Genomic DNA, 15,283 nt, shown 5'->3' with positions numbered 1-15,283 from the left:
CTCGGCGAATTCATTCCGCCGAGCGCCGTCTTTGTAACGAGGAGAGAAAGTATGAGATCGTCGCTTTTCGGGGCGCTGGCCCTGGGCGTCATGACCTTTGTGGGAACCTCCGCCATGGCCGAGGCGCCCGGAGACCCCAAGGCCGTCAAATCGACCGACGGCAAATATTTCGACGCCAAGGGCGATCCCACCTATAACGTCGCGGCCGACGGCACGGTGGACTGGTACACCTTCTCCGGCTATCGCCGCTATCACGCCGAATGCCACGTCTGCCACGGCCCGAACGGCGGCGGCTCGACCTACGCCCCCGCGCTGAAGGATTCGGTGAAGCGCTTCAATTATGCGGAATTCGCCGGCATCGTGATTGGCGGCCGTCAGAACGGCAACAGCGTCATGCCGGCCTTCGCCGACAACAAGAACGCCGTCTGCTACGTCGACGACCTTTACGTCTATCTCCGCGCGCTCTCGACCGGCGCCATCCAGGCCGGCCGCCCGGAGAAGAAGGAAGCCCGTCCCGAGGCCTTCGCCAAGGCCGAAGCCGAGTGCATGAGCGCCAAGTAAGCAAATTGGCCCGACTGCGGCGCAGCCGCAGTCTGGCTACTCGTATAGCTGACGTTTACCGCTTTCGAATTCTTGGGCCTCGGCTCGTCAGCCCCGGTCGCTTTCTCTGATCATATGCCTGAGCATGAACCCGACGGCGTAAGAGAAAATAGCGCCGAAGAGGCCGAGAAAGGCCGAGTTTACATATTTTGGCTGGAGACCTTCGGAAAACATACGCGCGATCGATACGCCGATGAGCAAGACGAAAGGCGCGGCGATGGCGATTCCGATCCAGTAGACAATGGTCCCGATTTGTCTTGGCATTTTGGTCTCCAACCGATCCCTAAGCTTATCTGTCGAGAGGGCTTTCTCCCCAGCGCAGTTCCCGCCATTCGACGCGCTTTATCGGCCGCGCGCCGCCCCTGGCTTCGGCGGGGGCGAAACAATCTTCCAGGCGCGGATGTTATCCGATGGTCTCCAACCATGGGAGGGACGCTCATGCACGTCCAGGAAATGATCAGTGCGCACCCCGACGTAAAGGGTCAGGTCAATGACGCGCTCATCCGCTGCATCGAAGAGTGCTACGATTGCGGCCAGTCCTGCCTGTCCTGCGCCGACGCCTGCCTCGGCGAGCAAGACGCGAATCAGCTGAAGCAGTGCATTCGCCTCAATCTCGATTGCGCCGACGTCTGTTTCGCCACAGGGGCCACGGGCGCGCGGCGCACGGGCTCGAATGAAGAGCTTATCCGTTCGATGCTGGAAACCTGCGCGGTGGCCTGCCGCCTCTGCGCGGAAGAGTGTGAGAAACACGCATCTCGTCACGAGCACTGCAGGGTCTGCGCCGAATCCTGTCGGCGCTGCGAAGAAGCCTGCGAGGGCGCCGTTCGCACCATCGGCTTCCGGCATTAGCCCAGAAACGCCCAGCGGGGATGGCCTCTCTCCCGGTCAGCCCCGCATCGGGCGCGCCGCCCTACGTGATTCTCCCGATTGGCCTACCACGTCGACGCATGACACTCTGGCGCAAAGGCGTTGCGTTCCGGGGGGAGTTGCATCATGCGTCTTGTGCTTGTCGACCATGGCGGCGAGCGCATCCGGGGCGATTCCGCTCGCTTTGCCGCGCGCTCGCCCGAATGGGCCGAATGCACTTTCCGCGAAGTTGGCGTCGCGAAGCTCTCCTTGATGGCGGCCCGCCTGTTGGACGAGAGCGAAGGCCGGTTCAGCTGGCGCTATCAATATTCATCCTTCGGACCGGCGCGTCGCGGCGGCGGTTACGACGTCTTTTCGTGCAGCGACGACCTCGATGAGGCGCCGCCGGCGCATTTCGAGGACATTTCCAACGTCATGTGCGAGTGCTTCTACGTCGGCCACGTGCACTGCATCCCGCCTGTGATCTCGCTGCATTCGCGACGGCGCGCGGCGAAAGCCGCCCATTCCGACGGTGGCGCGCCGCGGCCCCGCGTTCACGCATCCCGGCGCTAACCGACCCTTGGCGCCGAAGGCGGGGCCGCAGCGATCTGCGGGCGGACCCGCCGCAAGGGCGTCAGACGAAAGCCCGCCGCAATCAGGCAAAGCAGAAGCAGGCCGATCAGCACCGGGGCCCTTGTTTCCGACACGCTGACCAGAATGCCGATGACGCCGATCAGAAAGGCTGCGGCGACCAAGCTCGAGAACGGCCACAACGGCGACCTGAACGCGGGAATGGGTTCGCCCTGTTCAGCGAGCCGCCGCCGGAATTTGACATGCGTGTAGAGGATGCTCAGCCAGATCAAGATGCCGATGAAGGTCACGGCCGCGGTGAGATATTCGAAGGCTTGGGCCGGCGTAAAATAGTTCAAGCCGGCGCCCAGGAACAGAAAGACGACGGTCATCAGCATGGCGCGGATCGGAATGCCGTTCGGCGCAATGAAACTGAACCACGCGGGGGCCTGCTGCGCTTTCGCGAGCGTGTAGAGAATCCTGCCGCTGCTGAAGATTCCGCCGTTGCAGGAGGAGAGGGCCGCGGTCACGACGACGAAATTGATGAGCCCCGCCGCTTTCTCGAGCCCCATGCGTTGGAATACCTGCACGAAGGGGCTGCCGTCGACGCCGATCCGGTTCCAGGGAAAAATAGCCAGGATGACGAACAGCGCGCCGACATAAAAGATGATGATGCGCCAGACGAAGGAATTGATCGCCATCGGAATCGTCGTCTGCGGGTTTTCAGCCTCGCCGGCGGCGATGCCGATCATTTCGACGCCGACATAGGCATAAACGACCATCTGCATCGAGAGCAGGCAGCCGGCGACGCCCTCGGGGAAAAAGCCGCCGATCTGCGTCAGATTTGAAAGGCCGACAGGCCCCCATTCGCCGGGGAAGCCGAAGATAATGACAAAGAGGCCGAGCCCGATCATGACGAGAATGGTCGCGACCTTGATGAGGGCGAACCAGAACTCGAACTCGCCGAAGACGCGGGCCGTGAAGAGATTGACCATCCCCATCATCGCAATCGCGGAGAAGGCCCAGATCCATTGGCCCGAACCCGGAAACCAGTATTGCATGTAAATGCCGACCGCCGTGACCTCGGCAATAGCGATGATCGTCCAGTAGAACCAGTATCCCCAGCCGACGAGATAACCGAGAAAGGGGCTGACATAGTGGGAGGCGTAGGCGGCGAAGGACCCCGTCACCGGATGATAGATCGCCATCTCGCCCAAGGCGCGGAGGATGACGAACACCATGGCGCCGGCGATGAGATAGGCGAGTAGGATCGATGGCCCGGCGACTTTGATGGCGGAGGCGGAGCCGAGGAACAGGCCCACGCCAATCGTGGAGCCGAGCGCAAGCAGCCGCATCTGCCGCACGCCGAGACTGCGTTTGAAGCCGTCGTGATCCTGATCCATGAGCGGGTCTCTATATTTCTTGAAAGGAATAGAAAGCGTCTGGAAGCTTGGCGATTGACGCGCGCCAAAGTTCAGTCAACTTAAGCGAGCCGCGCCGCGTCGGCTAGACCATACCGAGCATTGGCCGGGGGCGGAGCCGGCGACGCGCGCCAAAGCGAGGAAGCGGCCATGTTGCAGCGCAGGCTCGGAGCCCATGGTCCGATCGTCTCGGCGGTCGGCCTCGGCTGTATGGGGATGACCGATCTCTACGGGCCGGCGGATCGCGCGACTGGGCAAGCCACGATCCGAGCGGCGATCGACGCCGGCGTTTCATTGCTCGATACGGGCGACTTCTATGGCATGGGAGAGAATGAACTGCTGATCGCGGAGGCGATCAGGCCGTTTCGCCGCGAGCAGATTCTACTGAGCGTCAAATTCGGCGCTTTGCGCGATCCGGGCGGAAAATGGATGGGCGTCGACGGTCGCCCGGCGGCCGTGAAGAACTTCCTCGCCTATTCCTTGAAGCGCCTTGGGGTCGATTACATCGACGTCTATCGTCCCGCGCGTCTCGATCCTTCCGTGCCGATCGAAGAGACGATCGGCGCCATCGCCGACATGGTCAAAGCTGGTTACGTGCGTTTCATCGGGCTCTCGGAAGTTGGATCGGAAACGCTGCGCCATGCAGTCGCCGTCCATCCGATCGTCGATTTGCAAATCGAGTACGGTCTATTCTCCCGCGATATCGAGACGTCCATCCTCCCGCTGTGTCGTGAGCTCGGCGTTTCGATTACCGCCTACGGCGTCCTCGGCCGCGGGCTTGTCGGCGGAAATTGGACGGCGGACCGAATGATCTCCGCCGATGATTACCGCGGCGCAGTCCCGCGTTTTCTCGGGCCGAATGTCGAGAAGAATCTCCGGCTGGTGGACACGGTCAGAGATGTCGCCCAGGCCCACGACGCCACCGTCGCCCAGATTGCAATCGCCTGGGCGTTGTCGCGCGGCGCGGATATCGTGCCGATCATCGGCGCCAGGCGGCCGGAGCAACTCGTCGACGCGGTTGCGGCGCTGCGCGTCGAACTCGGTCCAAACGAGGTCCAGGTCCTCGACGCTCTAGCCGCTTCCGTTTGCGGAACGCGCTATCCCGCTGCCCAATTGGCCCATCTCGACAGTGAAAGAGGTTAGGGACCTTGTCCCTGGCGTTGATCGCGCGGCCGCAGGCGGGGGCGGATCTTTGGGAGGATACGGGAGCCCAATGAACCGCCCCACCGCAGCCGCGAGTCGCCACAGCCGCCACGCCGGCGCAGGTTACATTGCTGCGCAGGCTAGAAAGTAACGCCTCGGCCTTGCCGAAAAATTTCCCATCGGTGTCTGAACGGCCCGCGCTCGGGACGCGACGGGGCAGGAACGGCCGCACGCGACAGCGCCGGAGCGTCGCGATTGATCGGTGAAAAGATCAAGAGAAAGATCAGCTTGGCGTTTCGGGCCCATCGCCTTTCCGCCTCCGCTGCCCAGTCAGCATTGTTTCCGCAATATTTCAGCGCGCGGAGCCTCGACGGCTGTCTGTGCTCGTGAGCACATCGCCGACCGCGGCGCCCGTGCGAGGCCACCGTTGGGGCTGGCCGCTTGCGAGCGGTTCGGCTGGGCGGTCCGTCGTTTCCCTCATTCGGCGGGCCGCCTTCTCTTGAAAGCGCTTGGCGCTGCGGCGTCAGGAGGCGCGCGGCAGCCAGAGGTCGACAGACGTGCCTTTCCCTTCGGCGCTCCTGAGCCGCATCGCGCCGCCCGATTGCGCCACAAAGTCCCGGATCATCGAAAGGCCGAGGCCTGTGCCAGATTGTCCGCTCTTTGTCGTAAAGAGCGGCTCCGCGGCGCGGTCGAGCGTTTCTTTGTTCATGCCGCAACCGGTGTCCGAGGCGGTCAGCCGGACATAATCGCCCTTGGTCAGAGCGGGAAAATCCGGGGCCTCCTGCTCGACCCGCTCCTCGACGACCTCGATTGTAAAGGCGCCGCCACGCGGCATTGCGTCTCGCGCATTGGTCGCCAGGTTCACCAGCGTCAGCTCGAGCAGGTGCGGCTCGACCATGATTGCCGGCAGCCCGGGAGGCGCATTCAGAACACAGACGATGTCGGGCCCCAGCGAATAATGCAAAAGCTGCCGCATGCCCTCGAGCAGCTCGGGGATAGAAACCGGCTTGGGCTCAAAATCTGTGCGCCGGGCGTAAAGGAGCAGTCGCCCGGCCAGATTTGCGGCCCGTTCTGCGGTTGCGAGGGCGTCGAACGCATGGGCCTGGGGCTGCCCTTTCAATTGCCTCTGCAGCACGCGCAGGTTCGCCATGATGACCGCCAGCACATTGTTGAAGTCATGGACGACCGTGCTGGTGAACTGGCCGATGCTCTCCATTTTTTGCGCCTCGAAGAGTTTCGCCAACGCCTCCTTGGCTTGCGCGGTTCGCTCTTCGACCTGACGCTCGAGATCCGAATTGAGACGGCGCAGCCGTTCTTCGCTTTCCCGCAGCCGCTCTTCGACCTTGCGGTATTCTGTAACGTCCACCTCGACGACGACGCCGCCGACGATCCGTCCTTGAGGGTCGACGATCGGAGCTGAGTTGTTGAAGAAGAAGCGTCGCTCCCCGGTCTGGAAGTGTTCGGACTGCACGAGCTCGTTGCGAACCACCTCGCCCGTTCGCAAGGTGCGGGCCATCGCCCATTCTTGCGCCGTCAGGCGTTGGCCGGAGTGCGGCCAATAGCCCACCCAATCAGAGTAGCCCTCCCAATTCGCGGTGACAGGCGGGGCCCCCCACAGATCGCGGCTGGCGGCGTTGTCACGAATGATCTTGCCATGGGCGTCTGCGATGATGACGCCAACTGGCAGCGCATCGAGCACGGCGTTGAGCATGGATTTGCTCAGCTCTCCATCGTTGTCAGCCTCGAGCTCGGTCATTTGTCTTTCTGAGTTGGTCAAGAGCATGCTTTTAAAGCAGCATAATCGGGGCGACTTGTCTGCTCACAAATGAACATAAGGCCGGGGAGCGCGGTTAACGCCTAACTAAAGGTCAGAAGTCGCACGCTGGTGGAGAATGGCTACCAATCCCTGCGCCGGTGAGCAGGAGGGCAACAATCTGCTGCGCGCCCTCCGCCCAAACGATCTGGCGTTGCTTACGCCCTATCTAGAGATCTGGTCGGGCGCTCGCGGCCAGGTCATCTACAATCCCGGCGACGACGTCACCCATGTCTATTTCCCCTGCGGCGCAAGCGTCGCCTGCTTCTTGACGCCGCTCCCGGAGGGAGAGCTTATCGAAGCCGCCCTCGTGGGCCGAGAAGGCGCGATCGGGGGCGTGGTGAGTGAAGGAAATCTTCCCGCCTTCGCCCGCGCCGAGGTGCAATCCGCGGGTCAGTTTCTGCGGATGCCGATCAAGCGGTTGGACGCGGCGAAGCGGTCTTCGCCTGCTATCCGCACCCTCTTCGCGCGCTACGCTGACTGCCTGCTCGCCCAGGTGTTTCAATCAGTCGCCTGTAACGCCGCGCATACGATCGAACAGCGAACGGCGAAATGGCTGCTCGCCGCGATGGACCGCACCGGCCAGGAGAAGCTTGCGCTCACGCAAGATCAATTGGCGGGAATGCTCGGCATTGGCCGCAGTTATCTGACCCGCGTGGTCAAACCGCTGCGGGAGAGAGGGCTGATTGATACGGGACGCGGAATGATCCGGGTGCTCAATCGCAGCGCGCTCGAAACCGTCTCCTGCGGGTGTGACGAAGCATGGCGGCGGCATTTTGGCGTCGCGCTGCGCGGCGTCTATCCCGGTCCCCGCGATTAGGGTGCGAACTCCAGAGGGTTTGGGAAAGAATGTATCAGCCGCCGAGGCGCGCGTCTGGCGCCGGACGTTTTTGCGGCGGGAACAGGCCGAGCGGATCATCGATCCACATCACCGCTATCCCCTGGCGCTCGGCATAGGACAACGCCTGCAGGAAAGCGTCCGCAACCGGCAAGCGCTCCGGAAAGGCGTCCGGCGCGGGACTTCTTCCGAACACCTCAATGGCGACCCGGGCGAAAATGGACGGCTCGGCGTTCGCGTCGCGGCGAATATGCAGGGCGATAATGGGCCCATTCGGCAGGGCGCTTCGGTGTTCGACAATCCTGATCACGCGCCTCTCCACTATCGCTTCAGCTCTTCAGGGAAATTATAGGCGGGTGGCGCGTCTGAGAAAATCGCAGAGATGATCGACGCGCGGGCCCATGGCGTCGATCCAGCCCATCAAACTTGCGACGCCATGCACGACGCCGTTCCAGGCATGAAACTCGAGCTGAGCGCCAGCCGCGTCGGCGCGCGCCGCCAAAGATCTGGAATCGTCCAGCAACGGATCGAACTCGCAGGCCGCGACGTAGAGCGGCGGCAGGCCCGTCAGCTTGGCGAGTAGCGGAACCGCCAGCGGATTTCGCCGGCTGGCTTCATTTTGAAGATAGTCGTTGAGGTATCGACCCATGTCGGCGGAGCCAAGAAAATATGCGCCGCCGCCGTAGGCGCGATGGGACGGCGTTTCGAGGTCCAGGGAATAGGCGCCGTACAGCAGCGCGGCTGCGCGGATCGGGCTGTCGCCGGCGTCGCGCAGCGCGAGGCAGAGAGCGAGCGCGAGGTTGGCGCCGGCGGAGTCTCCAATGACTGCCAATCTGCTTGCGTCAACGCCGAGGGTCGATCCCTCGGACGCCGCCCAGCGGACGGCCGCGATGCAGTCGTCCAGCGGCGCGGGAAAAGGATGCTCGGGCGCGAGAGCATAGTCGACGCTCAGGCACCGAAGACCCGATCTTTGCGCGATCTGGCGGGCGAAGCCGTCATAGGTGTCGACGCTCCCCATGACCCAGCCGCCGCCGTGCAGCAGAATGACCGTTGGCGCCGGGGCGGCGGCGCCTGGATCATAGAGTCTGATCCGCGCGCGACCGCTTGGTACGCTGATCGTGCGCTCTTCGATATGCGGGAGCGCGGGGGCGCCTGCGCCGAAGAAAAAGGACAGGCTGGAATTGATCGTCCGAAGTTCGTCCGGCGAAAGCTGCGCCGGAGGGGGCAGTCCCTTCAGTCGCGCATAGATCATGCGCAGGACGTCGCGCAGTTGTGGATCGAGCGGGCGCCATGCCGGCTCGAATTGCGCGAGCCAGACGTCGGTCGCCGGTCGATCGCCTGCATCGCCGGACCAGGTGGCGCGGTCGCCCGTCGCCTTGGTCGGGTCTTGGCCTGGTGCGCTCATTCGATTCTCTTTCGCGAAAAGCATAACAACAAAATCATTAGCGGGGGTCGCGGCCTTGGACCAGGCTTTGCGTTTCTTTGCCTGGGACGCGCCAAAAACATCGCATTTACAGTAAGCGGCGATCTCGTTTAGTCCTGATGCTCCTTCCACTAAACGCGGTGACCCTCACGTGACTATTCCCCCGATCGACCCTTGGGTCGCTGCTGGCGTTGTCTTATCGACAGCCTTGACCGACGCCGTCTATGTCTTTTTCAATGCGGCGGTGTCGATGCGCCGCCGCTATGCAGCGGCCGGCTGGAGCAGCACGTGGTACGTGCTGTCAGCCTTCGCTGTTATCAGTTATACGTCGAATTGGGCCTATGTTCTGTTCGCCGCGCTCGGCGCATGGATCGGCGGTTTCTTTTCCATCACGGCGCTCGAACGCTTTGCGCCGCTTCCGCCGCACTATCGTCGAGACAGGAAAAACTAAGTCTCCTAAGTTGAAGGCGCGCGGCCTTATTTCGCTTGGCTTTGCATTTGCCAACTGTAACGGTTTTAGAGCAGAATTGAGTACATCCGGCTCCTTCGGTTTCGAAAGGATTGCCTATGAGAAATTTTTTATTGGGCGTGGTTGGTCTCACGCTCTTCGGCTTCCTTGTTTTGTGGATGCTTCCGCCGCTTCCCGGAGCCTCGCGGAAAACCGACGACGCCGAAGCTCGCGCGCCCGCGCCGGCGGCGACGCCGCCGACCCCACATGTTGCAGAGACTGTTGTGACTCCCGCTGTCGCGCCGCCGGCGGCTCCGATTGCGGAAAAGCCGGCGCCGATCCCGGCAGAGCCTGTCTCGCCGTCGCCGCCGACCGCAATGGACACACCCGCCGCTCCCACGCCCGCGCCAGCGCCGTCGGTGACCCCTGCAAAGCAGGCCGCGCCCGCTTCGAGCCAAGCCCCCAAAAGCCGGATGACGAGAGAACCCGCCAGGCCGAAGCCCGCGCCGGTTGCAAGGAAGGCGACAACCGCCTCGCTTGCAAAGAAGCCTGCGCCGTCGAATCCGGGGAAAAAACCGAAAGGCCGCTGACCGCCTCGCGCTCCCGGCCCGGCGGCGACACAGAAGCGACAACCGGTTAAAGCGCTACAATGTCAACCTAAACTGGCCTAGGGAACTCCATTCACACGGGCGTCTCCTAGCAATCGAGCTTCGCCCCGAAAGCCGTTGGCTGAAAGCGTTATAGTTCTAAAATTGGAACGGTTCACCAACGCTAACGGGACAGGCACAATTGGGTTGGCGGGGATTTGCGGGCAGCAAGAGAGGCTGAACTGGAGTGGTGCGTATCGGCAGTTGCAGTCTCGGTTGGAGCGGAGTTCCCAGCGGGTTAATCGGAATAACCGGCCTCAGAGACGGTTGTATTGCGAGTTGAGCAGAAGCAACGCCACAGGTTACGACGAGAGCAATAGAAGCAAGAAAGAGTGATTTCATGACGAAATCCTCCAGGTGATGGATGATTCCAAGTTCATATAAAGGGGGGTTGTCGCCACATGTCAATTTTGATGTCGACAATCTCACCTTTTCCGAATCTGCCTTGGTGGTTTGCTACAGTTTGCCGCTGGCATCTTGATCGCATTGGCCGCTGGGTGGTGGGCGCCACCAGACTCGCAAATAACGGCGTGACGGCGCGGCAACTAAACGCGATCTACGGCTGGGCCGACGGCTCGCAAGAGTCGGCGCGCTACAGCCAAAAGGCCGACCGGAAACGACTCGTGCGGGATGGAATGGCCAAGTTCGGAGAGAACGAAACAGGGTTCTATGGAGCACCCGGCTCCCCCGTGCGGACGGGAGACCTGAAAGCAAAGTAGAATCAATGCCTGTATTTTGCATTGGTAGGCCGGGAGGGACTTGAACCCCCAACCAGTCCGTTATGAGCGGACGGCTCTAACCAATTGAGCTACCGGCCCCTGCGCCATTGAGCGGGCGTTACGTCCCTATACAGCAAACCGTCGGAGGGGCAATATCGCCGCGCGAGGGATGGGGACGATGAAGGAAGGCGAGGCGCGGGCGGAGATCGTGGCCGGAGCTTTGGAGCTCGAGCGGCTGGGGCTCAATCACGGCTCGGCGGGAAATCTGTCTCTGCGCCTGGGCGAGGCCGCGCTGGTCACGCCGAGCGGCGTTTCCGCCCGGGACCTGCGCCCGGAGATGATCGCCCGCATGCCGCTTTCGGATACGACCGGGGCCTATGAGGGGCCGCTGCCGCCGTCGAGCGAGTGGCGCTTTCATCTCGACGTCTATCGAGCGCGGCCGGACGTTCGGGCCGTCGCGCATATGCATTCGACCTACGCCACGACGCTCGCGACGCTGCGGCGCGAGATCCCCGCCGTGCATTACATGATCGCCGCTTTCGGCGGCCCGAGCGTGCCCTGCGTCGGCTACGCCTCCTACGGGACGGCGGAGCTCTCTCGGCTCGTGGTCGAGGGGTTGCAGGACCGAGACGGCGTCCTGCTCGCCAATCACGGCGCCATCGTCGTCGGGGACACTATGGGCAAGGCCTTGTGGCGGGCGGTGGAATTAGAGGCGCTGGCGCAGGTCTACTACCTCGGCGCCGTGGCGGGCGAGCCCGTCATCCTCCCCGACGACGAAATCCTTCGGACCGTCGAACGCTTCAAGAGCTACGGCCCGCGCGACCGTTAGCCGGCGAGATCGGGAAAGAGCTCCGAAAGGCCGCTTTCGGTCGCCGCGCAGACGCCGCGCTCCGTAATGAGCCCCGTCACATAGCGGCCGGGCGTCACGTCGAACGCCCAGTTGCGCGCCGGCGAGCCTTCGGGCGTCACTTGCACCTCCGCCACCGCGCCTTCGGCCGTGCGGCCGCTGATATGCGTCACTTCACGCGGGCCGCGCTCCTCGATCGGGATCTCCGCCACGCCGTCGGCGATGCGCCAGTCGATGGTCGAGCTCGGCAAAGCGACATAAAAGGGCACGCCATTGTCATGGGCGGCGAGCGCCTTGAGATAGGTGCCGATCTTGTTGCAGACGTCGCCGCTGCGCGTCGTGCGGTCCGTGCCGACGATGACGAGATCGACGAGGCCGTGCTGCATCAAATGGCCGCCGGCGTTGTCGGCGATCACCGTATGCGGCACGCCTTCGCTCAGGAGTTCGAAAGCGGTCAGGCTCGCGCCCTGATTGCGGGGGCGCGTCTCGTCGACCCAGACATGAAGGGGCGCGCCCGCCCGCGCCGCCTTGTAAATGGGCGCCAGAGCCGTGCCCCAATCCACGGTGGCGAGCCAGCCGGCGTTGCAATGGGTGAGGATGTTCACCGGCTCGCCCCGCCGCCGTTCCGCCGCTGCGCGGATCAGCGCCGCGCCATGGTCGCCGATCGCCGCGCAGCAGGCGACGTCTTCGTCCGCGATCCGGCCGGCCTCTGCATAGGCCAACGCCGCCCGCTCGGCCGGCGCCGCCGAAAGCAGCAGCGCTTGGACCCGGTCCAGCGCCCAGCGCAAATTGACGGCGGTCGGGCGGGTCGCGAGCAGCGTCTCACAGGCGGCCGCGATCGCCGCGTCCGCGGGGTCCGCCGCAGCGGCGAGCGCGAGGCCGTAAGCCCCGGTCACCCCGATCAATGGCGCGCCGCGCACGATCATGTCGCGGATCGCCTTGGCGGCGTCGTCCATGGTGGCGAGCGTCGAGGTCTCGAAACGATGGGGCAGGCGGGTCTGGTCGATGACATGGACTCGCCGGCCGTCGGCGTCGAGCCATATCGTTTGGAAGTCCTGGCCGTTGATGCGCATGATTCGCCGGTCGGAGGGGGCGGGTATTTGCCCTTGTGCCTTTTGGCCCGGAACTTGTAAACGGGGCGGGCGCGGCGCACGGGCGGCGCGGTCGGCTGGGGAGCGTCCATGACCTATTGCTGCGGCATTCTGGTGCGCGACGGCATCGTGCTCGTCGCAGACACCCGCACCAACGCCGGCCTCGACAATATCGCCACCTTCCGCAAGCTGCATATTTTCGAGAAGCCGGGCGAGCGCGTGCTTCTGCTGGCGACGTCCGGCAATCTATCCGTCACCCAGGGCGTGGTGAATTTTCTCTCCGAAGGCTTCGAGAATCCCGACACTGGCGAGGTCGAAAACGCCATGACCGCGTCGACCCTGCTCCAGGCCGCGCAACTCGTCGGCCGCGCCGTGCGGCGCGCGCGCATGGAGGCTTTCAATTCCGCCGAACAATCAGCCGGCGTCAGCTTCGACGTGTCGCTGCTGCTCGGGGGCCAGATCGCGGGCGGTGCGCCGAGGCTCTTCATGATCTACACCGCCGGCAATTGCATCGAATGCACGCCGGACACCAATTACCTGCAGATCGGCGAGCACAAATACGGCAAGCCGATCCTCGACCGCGCGGTCAACTTCGACACCGACATTTACGACGCGCTGAAGATCGGGTTGATTTCGATGGATTCGACCATCCGCTCCAACCTGTCCGTCGGTCTGCCGATCGACATTGCGCTGCTGCGCCGCGACGCGTTCCAACTCGAAGTCTCGACGCGCATCGATTCGAGCGACGAGTATTTCAGGGATTTGCGCGAGCGCTGGTCCAAGGCGCTGCGCGCCGCGCATATGGCCATCCCCGCGCCGCCCTATCGAGGCCGCGCCCCGTGACCACGCTCGCGCCCGCCGATCCGGCGTCGATCGTGCGCGCGGCGGAGATTTTGCGCGACGGCGGGCTGGTCGCCTTTCCGACCGAGACCGTCTATGGCCTCGGGGCCGACGCCACGAGCGGCTGGGCGGTCGCGCGCATCTATGACGCCAAGTCGCGCCCTTCCTTCAATCCGCTGATCGCTCATGTTTCCGACATCGACGCGGCGCAGCGCGAGGCTTTGCTCCCGGAAGCGGCGTTGACGCTCGCACAGGCGTTCTGGCCCGGCCCGCTCACCCTTGTGGCCCCCGCGGCGCCGGGCGGCTCGGTGTGCGACCTCGCGCGTGCGGGGCTGCCGAGCGTCGCGCTGCGCATCCCAGACCATCCCGTAGCGATGGCGCTCATCCGCGCGTTCGGTCGGCCGATCGCGGCCCCCTCGGCCAATCGCTCGGGCCATGTCAGCCCGGTGACGGCCGCGCATGTCGCGGAAGACCTCGCGGGCCGGGTGGACATGATCCTCGACGGCGGCCGCACGGCGGCGGGGCTCGAGTCGACGATCGTCTCCTTCTGCGCGGACGCGCCCACGCTGCTGCGGCCGGGCGCGATCCCGCGCGAGAAGATCGAGAAGCTTCTGGGCCAGAAGCTCGTCGCCCCGGCGCATGCGGAGGTGACCGCCCCCGGCATGACCGCCTCGCATTATGCGCCCAACGCTAGGCTTCGACTCGAAGCCCATGAGCTCATCGAGGGGGAGGCGGCGCTCGATTTCGGGGGCCGGCTCAGCGGCCGCGCGCCGCCTGGGACCGTGACGATCGACTTGTCCCCGAACGGCGATCTCGTGGAAGCCGCGGCCAATCTCTTCGCTTCTCTGCGTGAGCTCGACGCCCGAGGCGTCGAGAGGGTGGCGGTCGCGCATATTCCCGAACGCGGGCTCGGCGAGGCCATCAACGACCGTCTGCGCCGGGCCGCCGCCCCGAAGCTGTAGTCAGGCCGCCAAGGCCGCCGGCGCGGCCGTCCGCAGATGAAAGTCCTGCGTCACCGCGCGCGGCTCGCCCTTCCACAGGAAGGGACACTCATAGCCCCGCGCAGCGAAATCGCCGTCGCCGGCTGCGGACATTTCCACGGCGAGCCGTGTCAGGCGGTTCAAAACGGGCTCCTTCACCCAGGAAAAGAGCGCCGCCTCCGGCAGGACATCGCGCATCGCCGCCCGCCGCGCGATGTTATTGGCCTCGCTCATGCGCGCCTGCCAGCCGGGCTGGGGCTCCTGCCAGTCATTGGCGACGATCGCGGGTCCGCGGTAGATCCGCGCCTCTCGCTCTGTGCGCTCGATCAGCGCCATTTCCCCGGGCCGAACGCCGGCAAGGGTGAAGAGCGTCGGCCGGCCCAGCGGCTCGCGAGCGATGAGACGCACCGCCTCCTCGAAGGTCTCACAGGTCTCGAAGGCGTAGCGCAGCAGATGGTCCGGCGGCCAGCCGCCTTCGAGCGACAGCGCGTCGCGCAGATTGACGGCGGCGTCCAAGGCGAAGCCGAGCGGACCGCGGAGGCGACGCTTCATCGGCGCCTGATTGATGACGGCGCAGAAGCGTCCCGGCGCCATGGCGGTCAGCACGCCCACGGCGCCCGGCCAGGTGGCGTTGTAGAATTCGCCCGCCGGCCCCGATTGCCACGCCATCTCCACGGCCTGGCCGAGCCCCTGAAACGGCCAGTCGAGCGTGCGGCGGATGCGCGGCAGGCCGTCCGCGCCCTCGAAGGCTTGGGTCGTGCAGGCGAAAAGATAGGCCATGTTGAGCGTAACGGCGCCCGGAAAGCCGAGAATTTCAGCAACATGCTCGAGCTCGGCGCGGTATTTCGACGCCGAACGGCGCAGCCAGTTCGCGGCCAGTCGATCGATCGGCGACAGGCAAATGCGCCCGAAAGGCGCGGCCTTGCCGAGGCAGGCGTCGCGAAGCGCCGCGGCGGCCTCGGTCCGCGCCCTGGCGTGAGCGATGGGGCCGCCATCGCGCAGGTCGAGGAAGGGGATCGGGTGCATCATGGCGTTCCTGTCACCGAAGCGTCATCCA

17 protein-coding genes and 1 tRNA gene are annotated in these 15,283 nt (G+C 64.4%); 10 read left to right on the top strand and 8 right to left on the bottom strand.

Annotated elements, in window-relative coordinates:
- Window positions 1–51 precede the first annotated feature (51 nt).
- Window positions 52–561, top strand: a complete 510-nt coding sequence (locus tag RVU70_RS02850; protein WP_405044841.1) for a c-type cytochrome, methanol metabolism-related — start codon at window positions 52–54, stop codon at window positions 559–561.
- 87 nt (window positions 562–648) lie between these two features.
- On the opposite strand, the gene RVU70_RS02845 is transcribed toward RVU70_RS02850, so the two are convergent.
- Window positions 649–864, bottom strand: coding sequence for a hypothetical protein (locus RVU70_RS02845; RefSeq protein ID WP_363349577.1), 216 nt, complete (start codon window positions 862–864; stop codon window positions 649–651).
- A 174-nt stretch (window positions 865–1,038) separates the two neighbouring features.
- Between RVU70_RS02845 and RVU70_RS02840 the strand changes: the two genes are divergently transcribed.
- Both RVU70_RS02840 and RVU70_RS02835 read left to right on the top strand, forming a co-directional pair.
- Window positions 1,039–1,449, top strand: coding sequence for a four-helix bundle copper-binding protein (locus tag RVU70_RS02840; RefSeq protein WP_363349576.1), 411 nt, complete (start codon window positions 1,039–1,041; stop codon window positions 1,447–1,449).
- A gap of 144 nt (window positions 1,450–1,593) precedes the next feature.
- Entirely contained in the window at window positions 1,594–2,019 is a 426-nt protein-coding gene (locus RVU70_RS02835) for a hypothetical protein (RefSeq protein ID WP_363349575.1), read from the top strand.
- Here RVU70_RS02835 and RVU70_RS02830 read toward each other — a convergent pair.
- Window positions 2,016–3,419 carry an amino acid permease gene (locus tag RVU70_RS02830; protein ID WP_363349574.1) on the bottom strand — a complete coding sequence of 468 codons (1,404 nt, stop codon included), beginning with the start codon at window positions 3,417–3,419 and terminating at the stop codon, window positions 2,016–2,018. The genes RVU70_RS02835 and RVU70_RS02830 overlap by 4 nt on opposite strands.
- Window positions 3,420–3,587: 168 nt before the next feature.
- On the opposite strand from RVU70_RS02830, the gene RVU70_RS02825 reads away from it, so the two are divergent.
- Entirely contained in the window at window positions 3,588–4,580 is a 993-nt protein-coding gene (locus tag RVU70_RS02825; protein ID WP_363349573.1) for an aldo/keto reductase, read from the top strand.
- Between the two features lie 523 nt (window positions 4,581–5,103).
- On the opposite strand, the gene RVU70_RS02820 is transcribed toward RVU70_RS02825, so the two are convergent.
- Window positions 5,104–6,336: an ATP-binding protein gene (locus RVU70_RS02820; protein WP_363349572.1), complete on the bottom strand. Its 1,233-nt coding sequence runs from the start codon at window positions 6,334–6,336 to the stop codon at window positions 5,104–5,106.
- 136 nt (window positions 6,337–6,472) lie between these two features.
- Here RVU70_RS02820 and RVU70_RS02815 point away from each other — a divergent pair, with 136 nt between their 5' ends.
- Window positions 6,473–7,213 (top strand): Crp/Fnr family transcriptional regulator, encoded by a 741-nt coding sequence (locus tag RVU70_RS02815; RefSeq protein ID WP_363349571.1) that lies wholly within the window; start codon window positions 6,473–6,475, stop codon window positions 7,211–7,213.
- A 34-nt stretch (window positions 7,214–7,247) separates the two neighbouring features.
- Here the strand turns inward: RVU70_RS02815 and RVU70_RS02810 are convergent, their stop codons facing one another.
- A complete protein-coding gene (locus RVU70_RS02810; protein WP_363349570.1) occupies window positions 7,248–7,541 on the bottom strand; it encodes a hypothetical protein in 294 nt (97 codons plus the stop codon).
- A 36-nt stretch (window positions 7,542–7,577) separates the two neighbouring features.
- A complete protein-coding gene (locus RVU70_RS02805; RefSeq protein ID WP_363349569.1) occupies window positions 7,578–8,636 on the bottom strand; it encodes an alpha/beta hydrolase in 1,059 nt (352 codons plus the stop codon).
- 169 nt (window positions 8,637–8,805) lie between these two features.
- On the opposite strand from RVU70_RS02805, the gene RVU70_RS02800 reads away from it, so the two are divergent.
- Window positions 8,806–9,105 (top strand): hypothetical protein, encoded by a 300-nt coding sequence (locus RVU70_RS02800; protein WP_363349568.1) that lies wholly within the window; start codon window positions 8,806–8,808, stop codon window positions 9,103–9,105.
- A 1,045-nt stretch (window positions 9,106–10,150) separates the two neighbouring features.
- Window positions 10,151–10,468 carry a hypothetical protein gene (locus tag RVU70_RS02795; protein WP_363349567.1) on the top strand — a complete coding sequence of 106 codons (318 nt, stop codon included), beginning with the start codon at window positions 10,151–10,153 and terminating at the stop codon, window positions 10,466–10,468.
- 22 nt (window positions 10,469–10,490) lie between these two features.
- Here the strand turns inward: RVU70_RS02795 and RVU70_RS02790 are convergent.
- Window positions 10,491–10,567: transfer RNA gene (locus tag RVU70_RS02790), tRNA-Ile, on the bottom strand.
- A gap of 79 nt (window positions 10,568–10,646) precedes the next feature.
- On the opposite strand from RVU70_RS02790, the gene RVU70_RS02785 reads away from it, so the two are divergent.
- Entirely contained in the window at window positions 10,647–11,297 is a 651-nt protein-coding gene (locus RVU70_RS02785; RefSeq protein WP_363349566.1) for a class II aldolase/adducin family protein, read from the top strand.
- Here RVU70_RS02785 and mtnA read toward each other — a convergent pair.
- On the bottom strand, window positions 11,294–12,388 hold the full coding sequence (gene mtnA, locus RVU70_RS02780) for an S-methyl-5-thioribose-1-phosphate isomerase (RefSeq protein ID WP_363349565.1): 1,095 nt from the start codon (window positions 12,386–12,388) through the stop codon (window positions 11,294–11,296). The two genes, RVU70_RS02785 and mtnA, sit on opposite strands and share 4 nt — an antisense overlap.
- 108 nt (window positions 12,389–12,496) lie before the next feature.
- Between mtnA and RVU70_RS02775 the strand changes: the two genes are divergently transcribed.
- Together RVU70_RS02775 and RVU70_RS02770 are read left to right on the top strand one after the other, a co-directional pair.
- Window positions 12,497–13,249 (top strand): peptidase, encoded by a 753-nt coding sequence (locus RVU70_RS02775; RefSeq protein WP_363349564.1) that lies wholly within the window; start codon window positions 12,497–12,499, stop codon window positions 13,247–13,249.
- Window positions 13,246–14,208: an L-threonylcarbamoyladenylate synthase gene (locus RVU70_RS02770; RefSeq protein ID WP_363349563.1), complete on the top strand. Its 963-nt coding sequence runs from the start codon at window positions 13,246–13,248 to the stop codon at window positions 14,206–14,208. Before RVU70_RS02775 ends, RVU70_RS02770 begins: the two co-directional genes overlap by 4 nt.
- Here the strand turns inward: RVU70_RS02770 and RVU70_RS02765 are convergent, their stop codons facing one another.
- Complete coding sequence (locus RVU70_RS02765) at window positions 14,209–15,255, bottom strand: hypothetical protein (protein ID WP_363349562.1); 1,047 nt, start codon at window positions 15,253–15,255, stop codon at window positions 14,209–14,211. It lies immediately after the preceding gene.
- Window positions 15,256–15,283: the final 28 nt, after the last annotated feature.

The sequence above is a fragment of the Methylocystis echinoides genome (assembly GCF_040687965.1).
GTDB lineage: Bacteria > Pseudomonadota > Alphaproteobacteria > Rhizobiales > Beijerinckiaceae > Methylocystis > Methylocystis echinoides_A.
Note: the sequence above shows the minus strand (reverse complement) of the source record. Positions and strands in the feature narration are given on the sequence as shown.